Consider the following 21,138-nt stretch of genomic DNA (forward strand, 5'->3'; position numbering starts at 1 on the left):
CATATGTTCACCAGTCACATGATTCGCGCAAGACCCTTCCTTATCGCGACCGGATCTGACAGCATCGTCCGCTATCCGGTCACCTGTGACGGCCGGACGGAACGGGGGGAACGGGGATGGTCGGCTTCGTCGTGCGCCGGCTGCGCGGACGGCTGCCGCTGGCGTCCGCCGCGCTGCTCACCGTCCTGATCACCACCGCCGTCCTGACCGCGCTCACGGTGTTCGACCGCGCGGCGGACGAGGCCGGTACCCGCCGCGCCCTGCAGGGCCCCGGCCACGGCCGGACCACCGTGCTGCTCTCCGGCGACCGCACGCTCGCCGACCGGGCCGGGGACGACGCGGCGGTGCGCAGCTTCGCCCAGGACCTGTTCGCCCCGCTGCCGGTCACCGTGCAGGCGGTGGCACGCAGCGGCTCGTACGGGCTGGCGGCGACCGCCGCGCCGGGCAAGGACCCCGACCTGACCACGATCGCCGCGCTCGACCGGGCCCGGACCGTGCTCGCCGACGGCCGCTGGCCGGCCGCCGCGCGTCCGGGCGGGCCGGTCGAGGTGGCGGTGCCCGAGCCCGCCCTGGCCGGCCTCGGCCTCGCCGGCGCCCGGCTGCCGGCCGAACTGAAGCTCACCGACCGCTTCACCGGCCGGCCGCTCACCGTGCTCGCCACCGGCGTCTACCGGGTCGCCGACCGGGAGGACCCGTACTGGCGGCTCGACCCGCTCGCCGGGCGCGGCACCCAGCTGCTGAGCTTCGCCAGCTACGGGCCGCTGCTCGCCGACGACACCGTCTTCACCGGCGGGACGGTCGCGCAGGGCGCCCGCTCCTGGCTCGTCGAGGCCGACTTCACCGCCCTGCCGGTCGCCGGGACCGGGGCGCTGCGGCAGCGGGCGGTGGACCTCGCCGACCGGATCCGCCGCGAGCAGTCGCTGCGCGCCGACACCGACCTGCCCGCCCTGCTCGACGAGTTGGCGACCGACGCGCTGGTCGCCCGGTCCACCCTGATGGTCGGCGCACTGCAACTCACCGTGCTGGCCGCCGCCGCGCTGCTGCTGGTGGTCCACCTGCTGGCCGACCGGCAGGCCGCCGAGAACGAACTGCTCACCGCCCGCGGCGCCTCCCGGCGGCGGATCGGCGCCTTCACCGCCGCCGAGGCCGCGCTGCTGGCACTGCCCGCCGCCGTCCTCGCCCCGCCGCTGACCCCGCTGCTGCTGCGCCTGCTGCCCGGCACCGGCGGTGCGCTGCCGACCGGCGTGCCCGCGGTCAGCTGGCCGGTCGCGGCGGCGGTCGCGCTCGGCTGCGTGCTGCTCGCGGTCGTCCCGGTGCTGCTGCGCTCCGCCGGCACGGCGGTGCTCCGCCGGGCCAGCCGGCGGCGGGCGGCGGTCGCCGGGGCGGTCCGCTCCGGCGCCGACCTCGCCCTGCTGGTGCTGGCCGTGCTGGCGTACCAGCAGCTCACCCACTACGCGGGCGGCGGGCTGAGCGCGGACGCGGCGGGCCGGCTCGGCGTCGACCCGCTGCTGGTCGCCGCGCCGACGCTGGCGCTGTGCGCGGGCACCGTGCTGGTGCTGCGGCTGCTGCCGTTCGCGGCCCGGCTCGGCGAGCGGCTGGCCGCGCGCGGCGCGGGCCTGGCACCGGCGCTGGCCGGCTGGCAGTTCGCCCGCAGGCCCGGCCGGGGCGCCGGACCGGTCCTGCTGCTGGTGCTGGCCACCTCGATGGGCATGCTGGCGGTCGGCCAGCGCGCCTCCTGGTCCGCCTCGCAGGCCGACCAGGCGGACTTCGCCACCGCCGGCGGCCTGCGGATATCCGGCTCCGCGGTGCCCGTCGCCGGCCAGGCCGGCCAGTACCGGGCGCTGCCCGGCGGCGACCGGCTGATCCCCGTGGTCCGCAAGGACCAGCACCTCACCGACGGCCGCGCCGCCACCGTGCTCGCCCTCGACGCCCGGGCCGCCGCCGCGCACCTGCCGGTCCGCGCCGACCTGCTGGACGGCCGCGACCCGAAGGCGCTGTTCGCCGCGCTGCCCGCCGAACCGCTGACCGGCGCCAAGGCCGGTTTGGCGCTGCCCGGCCGGCCGACCCGGATCGACCTGGACGTCACCACCCGGGTGACCACCCCCGCCCACCCGCTGACCGACATGGACGAGTTCGCCTGCCCCGGGGCCTGCCGGCACGACCTGCGGCTGCGGATCCTGCTCCGCGACGGCCTCGGCGTCTCGTACACCGTGCAGGCCCCGCCGATCGCCGAGTCCGGTGCGCAGCACGTCTCCGTCGACCTCGGGGGCCTGTACGGCGCCCCGACCGGCACCCCCGCCTGGCCGCTCACCGTCGCCGGGCTGCTGGTGGAGAGCGAACTCCAGCCGGACAGCGGCGTCACCGGGCAGCTCTCCGTCGACCGGATCACCGCCCTGGACGGCCCCGGCGCCACCCCCGCCCCCGTCACCCCGCCCGACGGCCTCGGCTGGAAGGTCACCGCGGAGACCAACGGCAAGCTGCCCTCGGACGGCTTCGGCGCCACCGTCGGCACCGGGCTGCTGCTGCTCGACTACCACACCCTGCCCGGGCCGCGCGGCCTCCAGCGGATGACCGTCGCGCCGATCGACGCCAAGGGCGCGGCCGCGGTGGCACCGGAACCGGCCGCCGTCGCCACCCGCGACTACCTGGCGGGCAGCGGCGCCTCGGTCGGCGACGAGGTCCGGGTGCCGCTCGGCACCACCACGGTCAAGGTCAAGGTCGTCGCGGAGGTGCAGGCGCTGCCGACCGCGTTCGGCCCGGCGATCGCCCTCGACCTCGCCACCCTCGACCGGGTGCTCGCCGCCCACGGCGACTACGGGCTCGGCCCCACCGAGTGGTGGCTGCCCGGCACCGGACCGGAGGACCCCGTCCCCGGGCAGGCCGCCGACCGGCTGCGGGCCGGCGCCACCGTGCAGACCCTGCAGGTCCGTCAGGAACTCGCCGCCGACCTGCGCGCCGACCCGCTCGGCGCCGCCCCGCAGAGCGCGCTCGCCGCGCTCGCGGTGGCCGCCGCCGCGCTCGCCGCGATCGGCTTCGCCGCCGCCTCCGCCGGTGCGGCGGCCGAGCGGACCGCGGAGTTCGCGGTGCTGGTCGCGCTCGGAACGCCCCGGCGGCGGCTGGCCCGGACGGTCGCCGCGGAGCAGGGCGTGCTGGCCCTGCTCGGGCTCGGCGTGGGCCTCGGGCTGGGAGCGCTGCTGGTGCACCTGATGGTGCCGCTGATGGTGCTCACCCCGACCGCGCACCGCCCGGTGCCGGAGGTGCTGGTCCGGCTGCCGCTCGGTCAGGTCGCGCTGCTCGCGGCCGCGATGGCCGCCGTCCTGCTGGTGTCCGCGCGGCCTGCCGCCCGCCGCCACCGCGAACCCGGCTCCCGCCTGCGGCACGTGGAGGAGATGTGAGCAGGCTCGACCGTCCGGGGACGGTGTCGGTGCGGGTGCCGTGGGTGCGGACCCGGCTGGGTGCGGCGCCGTGGGCGGCGGTGCTCGGCGCGGTGCTGGTGCTGGTGGCGACCTTCCTCGCCGCCGCGCTGCCGCGGGCGCTGGACCGCGCGGCCGACGACGCGCTGCGCGAGCTGGTGCGGGGCAGCGGCCCGACCGGCAACGTGCTGCTGGCCACCTCGGTGCAGACCCGCGAGGTCTCCGGCGACCGGGCCGCCGACCTGGACCGGATCGCCGCGCTGCTGGCCAAGGAGGTGCACGCCCCACTGCGGACGGCCGCCGCCGGCGAGGTGTACGGCTCCCGGGCCCGCTCCTCCCGCGCGCTGCTCGACCCGGAGCTGCCGCGTCCCGGCACCCTGCCGCCCAAGCTGGGCCTCGCCCACCTGCACGACGTCGCCGGCCACGCCCGGCTGACCGCGGGCCGCTGGCCGGGCGACGCCCAGAACGGGCTGCACTTCGAGATCGCCGTCGCCCGGGCCACCGCCGACACGCTGAAGATCCGGGTCGGCCAGGTGCTGGACGCCGGCGCGGCCCCGGGCAGGGCCGGGCGGTTCACCGCCGAGGTGGTCGGCACCTTCGTCCCCGACGACCCGGAGGGCGCGTTCTGGGCCGGGGTGCAGTGCACCACCGGCCCGTGCCTGGAGTCGGTCGAGGTGGCCCCGGGCGAGTCGGTGCCGTACTGGCAGACCGGCGCGGTCACCGGGACCGGCGCCCTGCCGTCGCTCGGGTTGTGGGGCGACGAGGCCGAGGACTTCTTCCAGGTCCCGATCGACGAGGCGGTGCTCCGCGCCGACCGGCTGCCCGAGGTCCGGCGCGCGCTGGCCTCGCTGATCTCCGGCCCGCAGGCCGCCGAGCTGCCCAACAGCACCCTCCGGCAGGACCTGCGGTTCTCCTCCTGGTTGCCCGCCACCATCGCCACCGCCGAGCGCCGGCAGGCCGCCGCCGCGCCGCTCACCGTGCTCGGCCCGGTCGGCGCGGCCGGGGTGGCGCTGACCGTGCTGCTGCTGGCCGCCGCGCTCGCCACCGACCGGCGGGCCGCCGAACTGCGCCTGCTGCGGGCCCGCGGCGCCTCCACCCGCGGGCTGCTGGGCCGGCTGCTCGGCGAGAGCGCGGTCACCGCGCTGCCCGCCGGCCTGCTCGGCACCGCGCTGGCGCTGCTCCTGCTGCCCACCCCGCGCTGGGGCGGCGCGGTGCTCGCCGGGACGGCGGTGGCCCTGGTCGGCCTGCTGGCCCTGCCGCTGGGCGCGCTGCGGGTGCTGCGGCCCGGCGGGAACGCCGGCCGGCGCCGGGCGGTCGTCGAGTTCGCGGTGGTGCTGGCCGCCGCCGGGGCGGTCGCCGCCGTCCGCCGCCGCGGGGTCGCCCCCGCCGAGGGCGGCGTGGACCTGCTGCTGGTGGCCGCGCCGCTGCTGCTCGCGCTGGCCGGCGCGCTGCTGCTGGCCCGGCTGCACCCGGTGCTGATCGGCGGGGCGGCCCGGGCGGCGGCCCGGCGCCCGGGCGCGATCGGTTTCCTGGGCCTGGCCCGGGCGGCCCGCGGGACGGGCCGGCGGCCGAGCGTCCTGCCGGTGTTCGCGCTGCTGCTGGCGGTCACCACCGCCGGGTTCGGCGCCACCGTGCTCGCCGCGGTGGACCACGGCCGGCTGCGCGCGGCCCGGGCCGAGGTCGGCGCGGACGCCCGGGTCGCCGCCGCCCCGGGGCTCGCCCTGCCGGACGGCTTCGCCGAGGCCGCCGGCCGGCTGCCCGGCGTCCGCTCGGCGCAGGGCGTCTGGCTCGACCTGGACGGTTCGACGGCCACCGCCGACCGCAGCCTGGCCGGCTCGCTGACCGTGGTGATCGCCGACCCGGCGGCGTACGCCGCGCTCGCCGAGCGGATCGGCGTCGGCGCCTTCGACCCGGCGCTGCTGAGCGGCCCGGTGGCCGCCGACGGGCCGGTGCCGGCCCTGGTCAGCCCCTCGCTCGCCGAGCGCCTGGACGAGGAGCCGCGCGCCCTGCACCTGGGCACCCGCGAGGTGCTGATCCGCCCGGTCGGGCAGGTCGGCGCCACCCCCGCGGTGCCGCGCGTCCGCGACCTGGTGGTGCTGCCGGCCGGCCCGGTGCACGACCGGCTGCCCGGCACCGCCAAGGCCAACCTGTGGCTGGCCGACGGCGACCCGGACCCTGCGGCGCTGCGCGCCCTGCTCGGCGACACGTTCGACCCGAAGCGGGTGCGCACCAGCGCCGAGACGGTGCGGCGGCTGGCCGCCGACCCGCTGGGCCGGGCCGCCGGGGAGGTGTTCCGCGCCGCGGTGGCCGCCGCGGCGGGCTTCGCCGTGCTGGCGGTGCTGATCTCCCTGGTCCGCTCCGGACCGGAGCGCGCCGCGCTGCTCGCCCGGCTGCGCACCATGGGCCTGCGGCCGCGCGAGGGCCTGGCCCTGATCCTGACCGAGGCGCTGCCGTCGGCGCTGCTCGCGGCCCTGGCCGGCGCGCTGTTCGCGGTCCTCGCGGTACTGCTGCTCGGCCCGGCCGTGGACCTGTCCGCGGTGGTCGGCGCGGTCGTGCCCGACGGCCTGACCCCGGCCGCCGTACCGGTGCTCACCCAGGCCGGCCTGCTGGCCGCCGTCGCCGCGGTCACCGTCCTCGCCGAGGCCGCGATCTCCGGCCGGCGCCAGATCACCACCGAGTTGAGAGCGGGAGACGACCGTTGACCACTGAACCGGCGCTCAGCTACCGGGAGTTGCAGCGCGCCGCGCTGGCAGCCGCCGAACCGGCCCGGTACGGCGAAGGCGCGGCCATCGTGTGCGACCGGGTGGTGCGGATCTTCACCGCCGAGAAGGTCGAGGTGCAGGCCCTGCAGGGGCTGGACCTGGTCGTCGAGCGCGGCGACCTGGTGGCCCTGGTCGGCGCCTCCGGCAGCGGCAAGTCCACCCTGCTGAACATCCTCGCCGGGCTGGACAGCCCGACCGCCGGCCGGGCCACCGTGGACGGCTGCGACCTGCTCGACATGAACGCCAGGGACCGGCTGCGCTACCGCCGCGAGGTGGTCGGCTTCGTCTGGCAGCAGACCGCGCGCAACCTGCTGCCCTTCCTCACCGCGGCGCAGAACGTCGCGCTGCCGATGCAGCTGCGCGGCGCCCGCCGCACCCGGGGCACCGCCAAGCGGCACGCCGCCCGGGTGGCCGAGCTGCTGGAGGCACTGGACATCGGCCCGCTCGCCGACCGGCTGCCCGCCCAGCTCTCCGGCGGCCAGCAGCAGCGGGTGGCGATCGCCGTGGCGATGGCCAACAACCCGGCCGTGCTGCTGGCCGACGAACCGACCGGCGAGCTGGACTCGGAGACCGCGGCGGGCATCTTCGACGCCTTCCGGACGGTCAACCGGGAGCTGGCCGCGACCGTGGTGATCGTCACCCACGACCCGATGGTGGCCGGCGAGGTGCGCCGCACCGTCGCCGTCCGGGACGGCCGGACCAGCACCGAGGTGCTGCGCTCGACCGTGGTCGGCGAGGACGGCGCGGAGCAGGTCAGCGAGCGCGAGTACGCGATGCTCGACCGCACCGGCCGGATCCAGCTGCCCCGGCACTTCCTGGCCGCGCTCGGCATGGAGCACCGGGTGGCGGTCGACCTGGCGGCCGACCGCATCGAGGTCCGGCCGGACGAGGCGGCCGAGCTCAGCGCAGCTCGTCCGCCAGCAGGCCCATCGTGAACATGTCCCACCACGCGCCGTCGCGGCGGAACACCTGGCGCAGCCGGCCCTCCTCGACGAAGCCGACCTTCTCGTAGACCGTGCGGGCGGCGTGGTTCTCGGTGACCACGGTGAGCGTCACCTTGTGCAGGCGCATCTCCTCGAAGCCGTACCGGCAGGCGGTGCGCACCGCGTCGGTGGCGAAGCCGCGGCCCCAGTAGTCCTTCTCTCCGAGGTAGATGTCGAGCTTGGCGATGCCCTTCTCCGGCTCGGTGCCGTGCAGCATCACCAGGCCGATCAGCGCGGCGTCCTCGGTCGCCTCGATGCCGAACAGCACGTCCGCGTAGGTGTTGCGCGGCCGGTCGCCGAGCCAGCCGCGGACCTGCTCGACGGTGGACGGGTAGGTGTCGTCCATCCACCGCATCACCTCGGCGTCGTGGTTCCAGCGCCACAGCGACTCGGCGTCCTCGGGCCCCATCGCCCGCAGTGTGATCAGTTCTCCGCGTGTCATCCGCGGCCCCCCTCGTTGTCGTTGCCTGTGCGGTTCAGTCCAGGTCCTCGGTGCGGCCCAGGGCGTCGGGCTGGCTCTCCTCGATCCGGCGCAGCATCCGGGAGAGCATGCCGGCGAAGGCGGTCCGGTCCTCGCCGGTGATGTCCTGCAGGATGTCCGCCTCGAAGACGGCGGCCATCCGCATCAGCTCCAGCCACTTGTCGCGGCCGTCCTCGGTCAGCTCGATGATCACCCGGACCCGGTTGCTCTCGTCGCGCTCCCGGGTGACCAGGCCCTCGGTGACCATCCGGTCGATCCGGTGGGTCATCGCGGCGGGCGTCAGCCCGAGCCGCTTGGCCAGTTCACCGGGACCGAGCCGGTACGGGCTGCCGGCGATCACCAGGGCCTTGAGCACCTCCCACTCGGCGGAGGTGATCCCGAGGGCGGCCAGCTGGCGCCCGTAGGCGACGTTCATCCGCCGGGTCACCCGGGAGAGGGTGGAGACGATGGTCTCCACCTGTGGGTCCACCGTGGGGAATTCCCGCTGGTAGACGGCCACCTGCTCGGCGATGCCCAGCTCGCCGCCGTTGGCGGGCTCGGGTCTGCGTGCGCTCATGCCGGTCATTCTTCCACGCAGCCTGCAGTCCTTAAGCCTTTGACGTTTGAGGCTTGCAACCCTTAGAGTTTAGGTCTTAAATCTTGCTGACTAAAGACTACGAATCTCAAGGGGTGTTCAGTGAAGCAGTGGGGCGGCGGTCGGCTGCGTCGCGTCCAGGTCGGGAACGCGCTCAGTGCCTTCGGCAGCGGGTTCACGATGCCGTACATGTTCGTGTACGTGGACCAGGTGCGGGGTCTCGGCAGTGCGGCGGCGGGCGCGGTGTTCACCGTGTTCGCGCTGGCCGCGCTGGCGGTGCTCCCGTTCACCGGCCGCGGCATCGACCGGTACGGGCCGCGCCCGGTGCTGCTGGCCGGCGCCGCGATCGCCTCCGTCGGCGCGTTCGCCTTCGGTCAGGCCGCCACCACGCCCGGGCTGCTGATCTCCTCCTTCCTGTTCGGCGCCGGTGTCACCACCTGCCAGCCGGCGCTCGCCACGATGATCGTCCGGCTGACCGGCAAGGAGCAGCGCTCGCGCGCCTTCGCCCTGCAGTTCACCCTGGTCAACCTGGGCATGGGCCTCGGCGCGCTGGTCGGCGGCCAGATCGTCGACGTCGCCGACCCGGCCAGCCTGACCCGGCTGTTCACCATCGAGGCGCTGACCTTCCTGGGCCTGGCCGCCGTCACCGGCACCGCCCGGATCCCGGCCGCCCCGCCGGAGGTCGCGGGCTCCGCCGGAACGGGGGAGCGGCGCGGGCTGCGGGCCCTGGTCGCCGACAAGGCGATGCTGCGGCTCTGCCTGCTCGCCGGGCTGATCTTCTTCACCTGCTACGGCCAGTTCGAGTCCGGGGTCGCCGCGTTCGCCACCGACACCGTCGGCACCGCGCCCTCCACCCTGGGTCTGGCGATCGGCGCCAACGCGCTGACCATCGTGGTGCTGCAGATGTTCGTGGTCCGGCTCACCGAGCGCCGGCGCCGCACCACCGCGATGGCCGCGGCCGGCGTGGTCTGGCTGGCGGCCTGGGGCATGGCGCTGGTCGCCGGCCTGATCCGCTCCGAGGCGCTGGCCGCGACCGTGGCCGTGGTCGCGATCTACGCGCTGTTCGGCGTCGGCGAGTCGCTGCTCGCCCCGACCCTGGGCCCGATCGTCGCCGACCTCGCTCCCACCCGGCTGCTCGGCACCTACAACGCCGGGTACGCGCTGGTGAAGCAGATCGCCGTCGCGGTCGGCCCGGCGGTCGGTGTGCTGCTGGTCGGCGCCGGCACCTGGCCGCTGTACCTGGCGGCGATGGCGCTGTGCACCCTCCTGATCGTGGCGCTCTCGGTCAAGCTGCGCGGGCACCTCACCCCGGCACAGGACAACGTCCGGGTGCTGACGGTCGCTCAGCGGCCGGTGCGGGAGCTGCGCACCGCGGCCTGAGGCCGCTGCGGGTGCGCCGGCCGAGGGGCCGGGCTTACGCTCGATTGGCGTACCTGTCGGAACGGGCCCCCAGAAAGGCGTGCCCCCATGACTGCCGAGCTGTTGGACGACCGGGCACTGGACGCACTGCGGTCCCGTTTCTCCGGTGAGGTGATCGCGCCGGGGAGCCCGGCCTACGACGAGGCCCGGGTGATCTTCAACGCGATGGTCGACAAGCGCCCGGCGGTGATCGCCCAGTGCGCGACGGTCGACGACGTCGCCGCCGCGGTGGCCTTCGGCACCGAGCGCGACCTGGAGATCGCGGTCCGCTGCGGCGGGCACGGGGTCACCGGGGCCGCGCTCAGCGAGGGCGGCCTGGTCGTCGATCTGCGCCGGCTGAACGCGGTGGAGATCGACCCGGTGGCCCGGGTGGCCCGGGTCGGCGGCGGCGCGGTGATGGGCGACCTCGACCGCGCCTGCCAGGCGCACGGGCTCGCCGTGACCGGCGGCCGGGTGTCCACCACCGGCGTGGGCGGCCTGGTGCTGGGCGGGGGATCGGGCTGGCTGGAGCGCAAGTTCGGGCTGATGTGCGACAACCTGCTGGCCGCCGAGCTGGTCACCGCGGACGGCCGGCGGGTGCGGGCCAGCGAGCACGAGAATCCCGAGCTGTTCTGGGCGCTGCACGGCGGCGGCGGCAACTTCGGCGTGGTCACCGCCTTCGTGTTCGGACTGCACCCGCTGCCGGAGTTCTCGATGGCGCTGCTGATGTGGCCGGCCGAGGGCGGCCCGGAGCTGGCCCGGGCCTACCGCGACGCGATGGACGCGGCGCCCGACGAGGCGGGCGGCGCGATGATCTTCTTCACCGCCCCGCCCGAGCCCTTCGTGCCGGACCACCTGGTCGGGCAGTTCGCGGCCGGCGTGCTGATCACGTACGCCGGCACGGCCGAGCAGGCCAGGCCCTGGGTGGCGCCGATGCTCGGCTACGGGCACCAGGTGGAGGTCGTCCAGGACGTCCCGTACGCCGACCTGCAGTGCATGATCGACGACCCGCCCGGCTTCCGGAACTACTGGTCGGCCGCCTACCTGACCGGGGTGCCCGACCCGGCGCTGGAGAAGTTCTGCGAGGCGGCCCGCGAGATGGTGGTGCCCTCGCCCTCGCAGCACGCGCTCTTCCCGATGGGCGGGGCGGTCGCCCTCGGGCCGACCGAGTACCCCGTGCCCTGGCGCTCCGCGCCGTGGGCGGTGCACCCGTTCGGCATGTGGGAGGACCCGGCGGACGACGCCCGGGTCTGCGACTGGGCCCACCGGGCGGCGGTCGACATGGCGCCCTGGTCGGTCGGCGCCTCCTACCTCAACTTCATGAGCGAGGAGGACGACGAGGTCGCCATCGCCGCGCGCGGCACGGCCAACGCCGCCCGGCTGGCCGCGGTCAAGGCGGAGTACGACCCGGGCAACGTCTTCCACCTCAACCACAACATCCGCCCGGCCTGAGCGGCACCCCGATCAGTCGCGGGCGACCGGCATCAGCAGCGAGAAGGTGTCCGCGCGGGCCGGGAAGCGGATCGCCAGCGGGGCGATCGGGCCGCCGAGTTCCAGGACGAGCTGCTCGGCGCCGCCGGCCGCGACGGCCTGCATCAGGTAGTCGCGGTTGACCAGCACCTGGAACCCGTCCGCCGCCAGGATCGCCGTGCCGTCCTCCGCGGCGGGGCCGGACTCGAGGTGGGCCAGCAGCTCGTCAGCCGCGAACTCCAGCCGCTGGGTGGTCTCCACCCGCAGCAGGCGCCGGTAGTCGGGGAAGTCCAGGTCGAGCCGCTCGCCGGTCAGCTCCCGGCCGCCCGCGCGCAGCGTCAACCGCGGCCCGTCCACCGTGAGTTCGGCGCTCTCGGCGCCGTCCAGCAGGGCCCGGGCGGCGTCCGCGAGCGCGGTCGGCACCAGCACCCCGCCGCCGGGTCCTTCCACCGTCGCGGGGGCGGTGGCGACGGCCAGCCGGTACCGGTCGGTGGCGACCAGGCGCAGCAGGCCGTTCTCCGGCTCGGGGTCGAACAGCACGCCGCGCACCACCGGGTGCTCCGGGTCGCTGCCGGCGGCGAAGCGGACGGCGTCCAGGGCGGCGGCGAGCGCCGGGGCGGGCACGGTGAATCGGGTCGGTGCGGTCATCGGATGCTCCCTCAGGTCGATCAGGTCACGGACCGTGGAGAGCTCGCGGCGGGCATCGGCGAGGCCGTCCTCCAGCTGCCGCAGGTGCCGGTCGATCGCGGCCCGGGCGGTCGCCGGGTCGCCGTCCAGGACCTGGGCGATCCCGGCGAGCGGCATGCCGACCCGGCGCAGCCGGGCCAGCAGGCGGGCGTCGGCGAGTTGCTCGGGCGCGTACCAGCGGTAGCCGGTCCGCGGGTCGACCCGGGCCGGGACGAACACCCCGGCGCCGTCGTAGAACCGCAGGGCGCTCACGCCCAGGCCGCTCTCGCGGGCCAGCTCACCGATACTGCGCATTCCGCTCTCCACACCGAGGACTCTGTGCCCTCGACCAGGTCGAGGGTCAACCCACCGTAGGCCCCGCCGCCGACAGGGCGGCAGGCTAGGATTCGGGCAAAGGCGACATAGTGTCAGGTCGAGCAGACGGCGGGGTCATGGCGCAGGCGCAAGTCACCGAGAGGCCGGCCCCCGCGGCGGTGCGGGCGGTCGAACGGGACCGGTGGAGGTGGTGGGGGCCGCTGGCGGTGGCGGCGTTCGCCGGGCTGCTGCGGTTCTGGAACCTGCCGTACCCGAACGCGTTCGTCTTCGACGAGACGTACTACCCCAAGGACGCCTGGTCGCTGCTGGAGCAGGGCTACGAGGGCGTCTGGCCGGACGGCGCGAACGCCCAGATCCTCGGCGTCCCGCAGATCGTCCCGCTCACCCCGGCACCGGAGTTCGTGGCCCACCCGCCGCTCGGCAAGTGGGTGATCTCGCTGGGCGAGTGGGCGTTCGGCCTGCACCCCTTCGGCTGGCGGATCGTGGTGGCGCTGCTGGGCACCCTGACGGTGCTGATGCTGGCCCGGATCGGCCGGCGGCTGTTCGGCTCGACGCTGCTGGGCTGCACCGCGGCCCTGCTGATGGCGGTGGACGGGCTGCACTTCGTGATGAGCCGGGTCGGCCTGCTGGACGGCGTGCAGCTGTTCTTCGTGCTGGCCGCGTTCGGCTGCCTGCTGGTCGACCGGGACCGGGCGCGCGCCCTGCTGCGGGCCGCCCGCGCGGAGGGCGGCGCGGCGGGCGACCAGGTCGGCCTCGGGGTGCGCCCCTGGCGGCTGGCGGCCGGCGTCCTGCTCGGCTGTGCCTGCGCGGTGAAGTGGAACGGGATCCAGATCCTCGCCGTGTTCGGCCTGCTCACCGTCCTGTGGGACCAGGCGGGCCGCCGCTGGGCGGGCGCCCGGCACCCCTGGCGCTCGATGCTGCGCCGCGACGCGCTGCCCGCCTTCCTCTCCACGGTCGGCGTCGCCGCGGTGGTCTACCTGCTGGCCTGGACCGGCTGGTTCGTCACCGACGGGGGCTACGGCCGGCACTGGGCGGACGACCGGGCCGGCCTCTCCCCGCCGCACACCCCGGTGCTGGAGATCCCGCTGCCGCAGGTGTCGATGACCTGGGTGCCCGCCGCGCTGCGCAGCTGGTGGCATTACCACGCGCAGATGTACGACTTCAACACCGGCCTGTCCTCCCCGCACACCTACCAGTCCAACCCGTGGAGCTGGCTGGTCCAGGGCCGCCCGGTCTCGATGTACTGGCAGCAGGTGCCGCAGGGCCAGCAGGGCTGCACCGCGTCCGAGGGCTGCGCCAGCCAGATCCTGGCCCTCGGCACCCCGCTGCTGTGGTGGGCGGCCTGCTTCGCGCTGGCGTACGCGCTGTGGCGCTGGTTCTTCCGCCGGGACTGGCGGGCCGGCGCGATCCTCGCCGGGGTGGCCGGCATCTACCTGCCCTGGTTCCAGTACCAGGAACGGACGATCTTCTCCTTCTACATGGTGGTGCTGGTCCCTTTCCTCTGCCTGGCGGTCGCCCAGATGCTGGGCGCGCTGCTCGGCCCGCCCGGCTGCCCGCCCCAGCGGCGCCGCTGGGGCGCGGCCGGCGCCGGGCTGATCGTGCTGGCCGTGGTCGGCTGCTTCGCCTTCTTCCACCCGCTGTACACGGCGGAGGTGATCCCGATGGACGACTGGCGCGCCCGGATGTGGTTCACCAGCTGGATCTGACCGCCGATGGCCGCCGGACAGCTGCTGCCGGTCACCCCCGCGCTCGGCGCGGCCTGCGCGGTGCTGCTGGCCGCCGCCGTCGCGGTGGCCGGCTGGGGCCGGCTCGGCCACGGGCGGGCGGTGCTGCGGGCGGGCGTCCGGGCGGTGCTGCAGCTCGCCGCGGTCGCCCTGGTGATCGCCTGGGTGGTCGGCGCGCTGTGGAGCTCGGTGCTGTTCGTGCTGCTGATGTTCTCCGTCGCGGTGCGCACCGCCGGGCGGCGGATCACCGACGGCCCGGGCTGGTGGTGGGCGGCGGCGCCGATCGCCGCCGGCGTGCTGCCGGTCCTGGTGCTGCTGCTCGCCACCGGCCTGCTGCCGGCCAAGGGTCTGTCGCTGATCCCGGTCGCCGGGATCCTGATCGGCGGGGCGCTGACCGCGACCTCGCTCTCCGGCCGCCGGGCGCTGGACGAACTGCGGACCCGGCGCGGCGAGGTCGAGGCGGCGCTGGCGCTCGGCTTCGAGGCGCGCGACGCCCGGCTGGAGATGTCCCGGACGGCCGCCGCCACCTCGCTGGTCCCGGCGCTCGACCAGACCCGGACCGTGGGCCTGGTCACCCTGCCCGGCGCGTTCGTCGGCATGCTGCTCGGCGGCGCCACGCCCGTCCAGGCCGGCGCGGTGCAGCTGTTCGTCCTGGTGGCGCTGCTCGCGGTGGAGGCGGCCGCGATCGTCGTCGTGCTGGAACTGGTCGGCCGGGGACTTCTGGCCCCCGGAGCACCGGCCGGCGTCGGGTAGGCTGGGAGGCGTTGAAGGGGAGTAGCCCTCCACCGGACCGTCGACATACTGGCACCGCTCCTCGTGGGCGGGCCCGGCGCCCGGGGCATCCGTACGCGGGTGCCGGCGAGACCTTCGGCCGCAGTGCTGTGACCATTGACCAGTGCTGTCGGGCCGAGGCATCCCCAAGACGCACCGGTCCGGCAGCCCTTGAACCGAGAGACCTGCCGATCCGATGAACCCCCTGAGCATCGCCGCGCTGACCTTCGGCGTCATCTTCCTCGCCGAACTGCCCGACAAGACCGCGCTGGCCAGCCTGGTCCTGGGCACCAAGTACCGGGCGAGCTACGTCTTCGCCGGCATCGCCGCCGCCTTCGCCGTCCAGGTGGCCCTCGCCCTGGTGGCCGGCAGCCTGCTGGCGATGCTGCCGCAGCGCTGGGTGGAGGGCGTCACCGGGCTGCTGTTCCTGGTCGGAGCCGTGATGCTGCTCTGGCCCAAGGGCGACGAGGAGGACGAGGGGCACGCCGCGAAGGAGCCCTCGTCCAACTCCTTCTGGAAGGTGGCCGGCGCCAGCTTCGTCCTGGTCGCGGTCGCCGAGTTCGGCGATCTGACCCAGATCATGACCGCCAACCTGGCCGCCAAGTACGCCTCGCCGCTGGCCGTCGGCCTCGGCGCGTGGCTGGCGCTGTGCGCGGTCGGCGGGATCGCCATCCTGGGCGGGCAGAAGCTGCTCAAGCACGTGCCGATGAAGGTCATCGTGCGGGTCGCGGCCTGCGTGATGCTGGTGCTGTCCGCCTTCAGCCTGGGGAAGGCGATCGTCGGCTGAGCCGCGGTCAGGCGGGGTAGTAGGAGAGCCTGGTACGGGTCTGCGGCCCGTACCAGCCGTCCTCGCCGTGGATGGCCATCATCGACTGGAAGTTGCGCAGCGCCTGCTCGGTGTTCTTGTCGAACGTGCCGTTGACGTCCTCCTCGTCGAACCGCCACGGCACGGCGTTGACGAGCCGGGACTGCATCGCGGCCACGTCGGCGCCGGTGTCGCCGCGGTGCAGGTCGCGCACGGTCGCCGACGGGCTCGGCGAGGCCGAGGGGCTCGGCTTGGCGGACGCCGACGGGGAAGGACTCGGCGGGGCCGCCACCGTGGTCTGCGGTGCCGCGGCCCTGGTGGTCGGCGGCTTGGCCTTGGTAGTGCTCGGCGCGACCGGGGAGGGCGAGCCGCTGCTCGTTTCGACGGTCGGCAGGGTCGGGCCCGGGTACGGGATGCCGCTGTCGGTCGGCGCGGGCAGCGCCTGGTCGCCGCGGTCGGGCGAGGCGGGCGCGAGGGCCAGCGCCAGGCCCGCGCCGACCGCCGCCAGGCCGATCATCGCCCCGGCGATCACCGTCCGCCGCCGGCCCGCCGCCTGCTGCTGCTCGACGCGGCGCTCGGCCCGTGAGCCGGGCGCGGGGACGTACTCCTCGCGGAAGGTGAACATGCCCAGGTCGGTGGCGGGTTCGGAGGAGCGCGCGGGACCGGGTGCGGAGGCAGGCGCGGAGGCAGGCGGGGCCGGGGGTGCCGGGTGCGCCTGCGGGGGTATCAGCTGGGTGTGCGCCTCCGGCCGGGGCTGCTGGACGGGCGGCTGCGCGGGCACCGGCGGCAGCACCGCGGTCTGCGCGGCGGCGGGGGCGACCGGGCCGAGCGGCACGGCGCCGGACGTGACCGGGCCGGGCGTGATCGGGCCCGGCAGCACGGTGGTCTGCGCGGCGGCACCGGCGCCCGGGTACGGCGCGACGGGCGGTGCCGGCGGTGCGGGCGGCATCGGCGGCAGGCCGGTCGGCGGGGTCAGCCGGGTGGCGAAGGGGTCCGGCCCCGGGCCGGGCTGCTCCACCGGCGCGGCGGCCACGTACGGGCGCACCAGCGGCGGGCCCTCCACGTGCGGCAGGACGGCGGTGTCGGCGGCACTCGGGTCCGAGAAGCAGACACAGCCACCCGCCGTCCGTGCCGCGCCGCAGCGGGGGCAGAGCTCTGCCGGCATGGGCCGGTCCTCCTCGGGGGTCGGAATGAACGGCCTGATTATGCAGCAGCGGGCTGGGAACGGACAGGGAAGGCCGGTCCGGCCGGGTCCGGTTGTCCGGTTTGGTGGTGAATCGGACGGCATGAACCCTCGGTGAACGCGACCCGTCAGCCGAAGAGCAGCTCGCGGTCACTGCCCAGGCGCCCGCGCAGAACCGCCAGTGCGCGCATGCTCTGCGACTTCACCACCGCCGTGCTGACCCCCAGGATCTCCGCGGTGGTCTCCACGCTGTGGTCCTCCCAGTAGCGCAGCAGCACGATCGCCCGGTCCCGCTCGGACAGCAGCATCAGCGCCTCCAACAGGGTCAGCCGCATCGCGGTGGTGTCCTTGGGCCCGGCGGACTCCGGAAGCTGCTCCACCGCCAGTTCGCTGCTGCTGCGCAGCCGCCGGTGGTCCAGCAGGGAGTTCAGCAGCACCTTCCGGGCGTAGACGAACGGATCGCCGTCGCGCCGGTTGATCCGCTTCCACGCGACGTACATCTTGGTCAGCGTGGTCTGGGTGAGGTCCTGGGCCAGGTGCCAGTCCCGGCACATCAGGTAGGCGATCTGGCGCAGCCGGCCCGCGCCGGCCTCGGCGAACGCTATGAAGTCTGCATCCTCGCGCACTGCTTGGTCGTCCCGATCTGTGGGTCGGAAGGGTGGGGGCGGTGGCGCGGCGGTGCGAGCGGCCCGGGGGCCGTCCGCACCGCCGCGCGCGTCAGCGCAGTGGCGCCGCTTGGCCGTACTGCTGCTCGGCGGCTTCGACCGCCCGGCGGTCGCTGTGCAGCGACAGCGTCGGTCCGCCGGCCAGCTCGGCCGCCTGCTGGACCGTCAGCGCGTTGACCCCCGGTGGGAAGTAGTACGCGTTCTCCCCGATCCGACAGTTGCCGAAGAGCACCTGGGCCCGGGTGGCGTCCGCCCGCAGGACGGTCACCACGACGGTCTGCGGGCACGGTGCCTGGAGGTAGTCCACCGAGGTGAGCTGGTTCCGGCTGTCGACCGTGCAGAAGCGGACGTCGTCCTGCTTGCAGCCGGGGCCCTTGCCGTCGAGCAGCGTCACCCGGACCACGCCGGTGCCCGTCCCCTCCGTCATGTTGAGCATCGCGGACACCTCGTGCTCGGGCCCGCTGACGGAGTAGTCGCTGCCCGTCCACGTGGTGCCCGGCAGCGCCTGCACCACCGCCGCGAGCAGCGCCCGCGGGGTGGTCGGCACCGTCTGGGCGGTCACCGACGGGCTCGGGGGCTCGCCGGCCGCGCTCTGCACGGCCGGGCCGGCGGCCGGCTGCCGGAGCGGCCCGACCACGCCGCCCAGCAGCGCGATCGCGGCCGCGACCGCGGTCACCGAGCCGACGGCCGCGGCGACCGTCCGGCGGCGGCGCACCCGCCGCCCGTCCCGGGCCGCGGCCTCGACCAGGCCGGCCAGGGGTGGGGCACTGAGCTCCGACAGCTCCTCGGAGAGAGCGGTACGGAAATCGTCCATCGTTCTTGTCCTCAGGTCTCACCCGCACGCCGGCCATGCGGACCCGCTTCGGTGCGGGGCTCTGCCCACCAGGACGGGTCGGCGGGCCGGTTCGGTCGCACCCGGGGACGAGGAAGTTCCCCGGCGGCCGATCGGCTGCCGGGCTCCGCGGTCAGCCGCCGAGCTCGACCGACCGGTACTCGAAGAGCACCCCGAACCCCGCGCTGGTGTACAGGCCCATCGCGACCTCGTTGCCGCCGAACACGTTGAACATCAGCGCCGTGTCGCCGGCCGCCACCGCCGCCTGCTCGCCGATCGCCATCGCCGCCCGGCCGTAGCCGTTGCCGCGCTCGTGCTCCTCGATGAACAGCGAGTACCCGTACGTCACCCCCGGCAGGAAGCCGTGGTGCAGCCAGCCGGTGCCGATCGTCCGCTCCTCGGCCTCCAGCACCATGAACGCGTGCCCCGGCGTCCGCCGGCCCTGCGGCAGCAGCCGGGCGAAGTCCGCGTCCGACTTCTCCTGCGCCTGTTCCCGCGTCAGACCGCCGGCCCGCACGATGTCGAACACGTACGCCTCGTCCTCGGCCCGCCGCCACGCCGGGTACTCCGTCTCCGTCATCGGACGGTACGTCACCCCGTCGGGCAGGGCGGCCGGGGTGCCGATGAACTTGACCCGGTTCTGGCCGCGCACCGGGTAGGCGTCGAACAGCGGCTCCGGGGCGAAGAGTTGGATGCCGCAGGAGGTCGCACCGCGCTCGGCGGACCAGCGCTCCGCCCAGCCGCGGGCGGCCTCGCCGTGGCCGGCGCCGGCGTGCGCGGGATCGATCCACAGCTCCTCGATCCGGCCCTCGTCGCCGTCCGCCACCACGGCCACCGCGCCCACCGGCCGGCCCTCGGCCCGGATCTCCGCCACCGTCGCCCCGGCCGACCGTTCCAGCCAGCGGGCCACGCTCGCCTCCGCCGCCGGGGCGGCGAAACCCGCCCGCCGGTACGCCGCGAGCCGGCGCTGCTCGGCGCCCTCGCGCCAGGACGTGGTGTCGGTGAGGATGCTCAGTTCAGTCACGCCGCTATCTCGGCACGGACGGCATGCCCACGGCAAGCGGTTTTCCCCGAGCCGGGAGGGGCGGGGTGGGCGGGGGCGAGGGCGGGGTACTGACCGGCCGCCCGAGGGTGACGCGACGTCAGCCGACGCCCTCGCGGTGCTGCTGCGGGCTGACCCCCCGGACCCGCTTGAACGCGGCACTCAGCGCGAACGCGCTGCCGTAGCCCACCCGGTGGGCGACCGCGGCGAGCGTGGCGTCCGGCTCCGCCAGCAGATCGGCGGCCAGCGCCAGCCGCCAGCCCGTCAGGTACGCCATCGGCGGCTCCCCGACCAGCTCGGTGAAACGGCGGGCCAGCGCCGCCCGCGACACCCCGACCTCGGCGGCCAGCACCGCCACCGTCCACGGCCGGGCCGGATCCCCGTGCAGCAGGCCCAGCGCCGGACCCACCACCGGGTCCGCCTGCGCCCGGTACCAGGCCGGCGCCGCCCCCGACGGCCGGGCGAACCACGCCCGCAGCGCGCTGATCAGCAGCAGGTCGAGCAACCGGTCCAGCACCACCTCCTGCCCCGGCTCGTCCCGGCCGATCTCCTCCGCGAGCATCGGCAGCAGCGGCGACCCCCACTCCGCACCGTCCAGCCGGACCACCCGCGGCAGCGCCCGCAGCAGCCGCCCGCTCACCTCCCCGCGCAGCTGGTAGGTGCCGCTGAGCAGCACCGCCGCCGCCCCGGGCCCGCCCGTGCCCCAGGTCCGCAGGCCCCGGTCGAGCTCCTCGCACAGCTCCTCGCCGCCGGGCGCGGTCGACACCTGGCCGGGGTGGACCACCACCTGCGGCGCGGTCGACGGCAGGTCCGCCACCGTGTACGGCTCCGGGCCGCGCACCACCGCCAGGTCACCCGGCCGCAACCGGACCGGCTCCGCGCCGTCCGGGACCACCCAGCCCTCGCCGCGCACCATCGTGAGCAGCGTCAACGGCGCCTCGTCCGCGATCCGCACCGCCCACGGCGGGTCGAACACCGACCGCAGCAGGAAGGCCCCCTGGGCGCGGGGTCCGGTCAGCAGGGCACCGAGAGCGTCCATGCCCGCCACCCTATGCCGCCCGGGCCTGGACGCCCGCGTATGCGGTCGAGCGCCTCGACCATTGATCGCGGCCCGCCCCGCCGGTTGAATCGAACCATGACCACGCGAACCGCCATCGGGCGAACGGAGGTTGCCGGGATGTCCACCCTGCGCACCGCGGTGCTCTTCGCCGCCACCCTCACCACCGGCCTCAGCGCCGGACTCTTCTACTCCTACGCCTGCTCGGTGATGCCCGGCCTCGCCCGGCTCGACGACCGCGGCTTCGTGGAGGCCATGCAGCGGATCAACGTCGCCATCCTCAACGGGTGGTTCATGCTGAGCTTCCTCGGCTCGCTGGTGCTGATCCTCGCCGCCGGCGCCCTCCACCTGCGCGGCGCCGACCGGGGTGTCCTGCTGTGGATCGGCGTCGCCGCCGTCTGCTACATCGTCATGCTGGCGATCACCGCCGTGGTCAACGTCCCGCTCAACGACCGCTTGGCGGCGGCGACCTCGCCCGAAGCCGCCCGCGCCGCCTTCGAGACCACCTGGGTCCGCTGGAACACCGTCCGCGCCCTCACCTCGACCGCGGCCCTCGCCTCCCTCGCCTGGGCCCTGCACCGCGCGCCGTGAGGCAGGATGGGAACCATGAGCGTAGTCAAGATCAATGTACTGACCGTCCCCGCCGAGCAGCGCGAGGTGCTGGAGAAGCGCTTCGCCTCGCGGGCCGGCACGGTCGAAGGGTCCGACGGCTTCGAGTGGTTCGAGCTGCTCCGCCCCGTCGAGGGCACCGACCAGTACCTGGTGTACACCCGGTGGCGTGACGAGGCCTCCTTCCAGGCCTGGATGGAGGGCCCGATGAAGGCGGCGCACCAGGGCGGCGGCGCGGGTGGCGCGGGTGGCCCGGGCGGTGGCGAGGGCGGCGAGCGTCCCAAGCCCGCCGCGTCCGGCTCCACCGTCTGGTCGTTCGAGGTCGTCCAGTCGGCCGGCCCCAAGCAGGGCTGACCCCACCGCGGTC

At 75.5% G+C, this 21,138-nt stretch carries 18 protein-coding genes; 10 read left to right on the top strand and 8 right to left on the bottom strand.

Features of this window, described 5'->3' with window-relative positions; genetic code table 11:
* Positions 1-116: 116 nt before the first annotated feature.
* Genes ACGFX4_RS12785 through ACGFX4_RS12795 form a run of 3 tightly spaced genes read left to right on the top strand, consistent with a single transcriptional unit; the run spans position 117 to position 7,110 of the window.
* On the top strand, positions 117-3,395 hold the full coding sequence (locus ACGFX4_RS12785) for an FtsX-like permease family protein (protein ID WP_393072567.1): 3,279 nt from the start codon (positions 117-119) through the stop codon (positions 3,393-3,395).
* On the top strand, positions 3,392-6,115 hold the full coding sequence (locus ACGFX4_RS12790; protein ID WP_393072569.1) for a hypothetical protein: 2,724 nt from the start codon (positions 3,392-3,394) through the stop codon (positions 6,113-6,115). The genes ACGFX4_RS12785 and ACGFX4_RS12790 overlap by 4 nt, the downstream gene beginning before the upstream one ends.
* Positions 6,112-7,110, top strand: coding sequence for an ABC transporter ATP-binding protein (locus tag ACGFX4_RS12795; protein WP_393072571.1), 999 nt, complete (start codon positions 6,112-6,114; stop codon positions 7,108-7,110). The genes ACGFX4_RS12790 and ACGFX4_RS12795 overlap by 4 nt, the downstream gene beginning before the upstream one ends.
* On the opposite strand, the gene ACGFX4_RS12800 is transcribed toward ACGFX4_RS12795, so the two are convergent.
* Entirely contained in the window at positions 7,076-7,600 is a 525-nt protein-coding gene (locus tag ACGFX4_RS12800; RefSeq protein WP_393072573.1) for a GNAT family N-acetyltransferase, read from the bottom strand. The genes ACGFX4_RS12795 and ACGFX4_RS12800 overlap by 35 nt on opposite strands.
* Before the next feature lie 34 nt (positions 7,601-7,634).
* The gene (locus tag ACGFX4_RS12805) at positions 7,635-8,195 is read right to left on the bottom strand and encodes a MarR family winged helix-turn-helix transcriptional regulator (protein WP_393072575.1); all 561 of its coding nucleotides are present in this window, start codon (positions 8,193-8,195) and stop codon (positions 7,635-7,637) included.
* Positions 8,196-8,315: 120 nt separating this feature from the next.
* Between ACGFX4_RS12805 and ACGFX4_RS12810 the strand changes: the two genes are divergently transcribed.
* Both ACGFX4_RS12810 and ACGFX4_RS12815 read left to right on the top strand, forming a co-directional pair.
* Positions 8,316-9,593, top strand: a complete 1,278-nt coding sequence (locus ACGFX4_RS12810) for an MFS transporter (protein ID WP_393072577.1) — start codon at positions 8,316-8,318, stop codon at positions 9,591-9,593.
* An 87-nt stretch (positions 9,594-9,680) separates the two neighbouring features.
* On the top strand, positions 9,681-11,063 hold the full coding sequence (locus ACGFX4_RS12815; RefSeq protein WP_393072579.1) for an FAD-binding oxidoreductase: 1,383 nt from the start codon (positions 9,681-9,683) through the stop codon (positions 11,061-11,063).
* A 12-nt stretch (positions 11,064-11,075) separates the two neighbouring features.
* On the opposite strand, the gene ACGFX4_RS12820 is transcribed toward ACGFX4_RS12815, so the two are convergent.
* Positions 11,076-12,062, bottom strand: coding sequence for a MerR family transcriptional regulator (locus ACGFX4_RS12820; RefSeq protein WP_393072581.1), 987 nt, complete (start codon positions 12,060-12,062; stop codon positions 11,076-11,078).
* A 137-nt stretch (positions 12,063-12,199) separates the two neighbouring features.
* Here ACGFX4_RS12820 and ACGFX4_RS12825 point away from each other — a divergent pair, with 137 nt between their 5' ends.
* From ACGFX4_RS12825 to ACGFX4_RS12835, 3 genes are all read left to right on the top strand, one after another.
* The gene (locus ACGFX4_RS12825) at positions 12,200-13,789 is read left to right on the top strand and encodes a dolichyl-phosphate-mannose--protein mannosyltransferase (protein ID WP_393072583.1); all 1,590 of its coding nucleotides are present in this window, start codon (positions 12,200-12,202) and stop codon (positions 13,787-13,789) included.
* A 6-nt stretch (positions 13,790-13,795) separates the two neighbouring features.
* Entirely contained in the window at positions 13,796-14,560 is a 765-nt protein-coding gene (locus tag ACGFX4_RS12830; protein ID WP_393072585.1) for an ABC transporter permease, read from the top strand.
* A gap of 214 nt (positions 14,561-14,774) precedes the next feature.
* On the top strand, positions 14,775-15,365 hold the full coding sequence (locus ACGFX4_RS12835) for a TMEM165/GDT1 family protein (protein WP_393072587.1): 591 nt from the start codon (positions 14,775-14,777) through the stop codon (positions 15,363-15,365).
* 7 nt (positions 15,366-15,372) lie between these two features.
* Here ACGFX4_RS12835 and ACGFX4_RS12840 read toward each other — a convergent pair whose 3' ends face one another.
* The 5 genes from ACGFX4_RS12840 to ACGFX4_RS12860 form a co-directional block, all read right to left on the bottom strand.
* Positions 15,373-16,548 (bottom strand): peptidoglycan-binding protein, encoded by a 1,176-nt coding sequence (locus ACGFX4_RS12840; protein WP_393072589.1) that lies wholly within the window; start codon positions 16,546-16,548, stop codon positions 15,373-15,375.
* A 146-nt stretch (positions 16,549-16,694) separates the two neighbouring features.
* Positions 16,695-17,192: a SigE family RNA polymerase sigma factor gene (locus ACGFX4_RS12845; RefSeq protein ID WP_393072591.1), complete on the bottom strand. Its 498-nt coding sequence runs from the start codon at positions 17,190-17,192 to the stop codon at positions 16,695-16,697.
* A 91-nt stretch (positions 17,193-17,283) separates the two neighbouring features.
* Positions 17,284-18,045: a hypothetical protein gene (locus tag ACGFX4_RS12850; RefSeq protein WP_393072593.1), complete on the bottom strand. Its 762-nt coding sequence runs from the start codon at positions 18,043-18,045 to the stop codon at positions 17,284-17,286.
* 151 nt (positions 18,046-18,196) lie between these two features.
* Positions 18,197-19,087, bottom strand: a complete 891-nt coding sequence (locus ACGFX4_RS12855) for a GNAT family N-acetyltransferase (RefSeq protein WP_393072595.1) — start codon at positions 19,085-19,087, stop codon at positions 18,197-18,199.
* A 118-nt stretch (positions 19,088-19,205) separates the two neighbouring features.
* On the bottom strand, positions 19,206-20,144 hold the full coding sequence (locus ACGFX4_RS12860; RefSeq protein WP_393072597.1) for an AraC family transcriptional regulator: 939 nt from the start codon (positions 20,142-20,144) through the stop codon (positions 19,206-19,208).
* Between the two features lie 96 nt (positions 20,145-20,240).
* Here ACGFX4_RS12860 and ACGFX4_RS12865 point away from each other — a divergent pair, with 96 nt between their 5' ends.
* A complete protein-coding gene (locus ACGFX4_RS12865; protein ID WP_393072599.1) occupies positions 20,241-20,753 on the top strand; it encodes a DUF1772 domain-containing protein in 513 nt (170 codons plus the stop codon).
* 15 nt (positions 20,754-20,768) lie between these two features.
* Positions 20,769-21,125 (top strand): antibiotic biosynthesis monooxygenase family protein, encoded by a 357-nt coding sequence (locus ACGFX4_RS12870; RefSeq protein ID WP_393072601.1) that lies wholly within the window; start codon positions 20,769-20,771, stop codon positions 21,123-21,125.
* Positions 21,126-21,138: the final 13 nt, after the last annotated feature.

Source organism: Kitasatospora sp. NPDC048365, from assembly GCF_043200835.1.
GTDB lineage: Bacteria > Actinomycetota > Actinomycetes > Streptomycetales > Streptomycetaceae > Kitasatospora > Kitasatospora terrestris.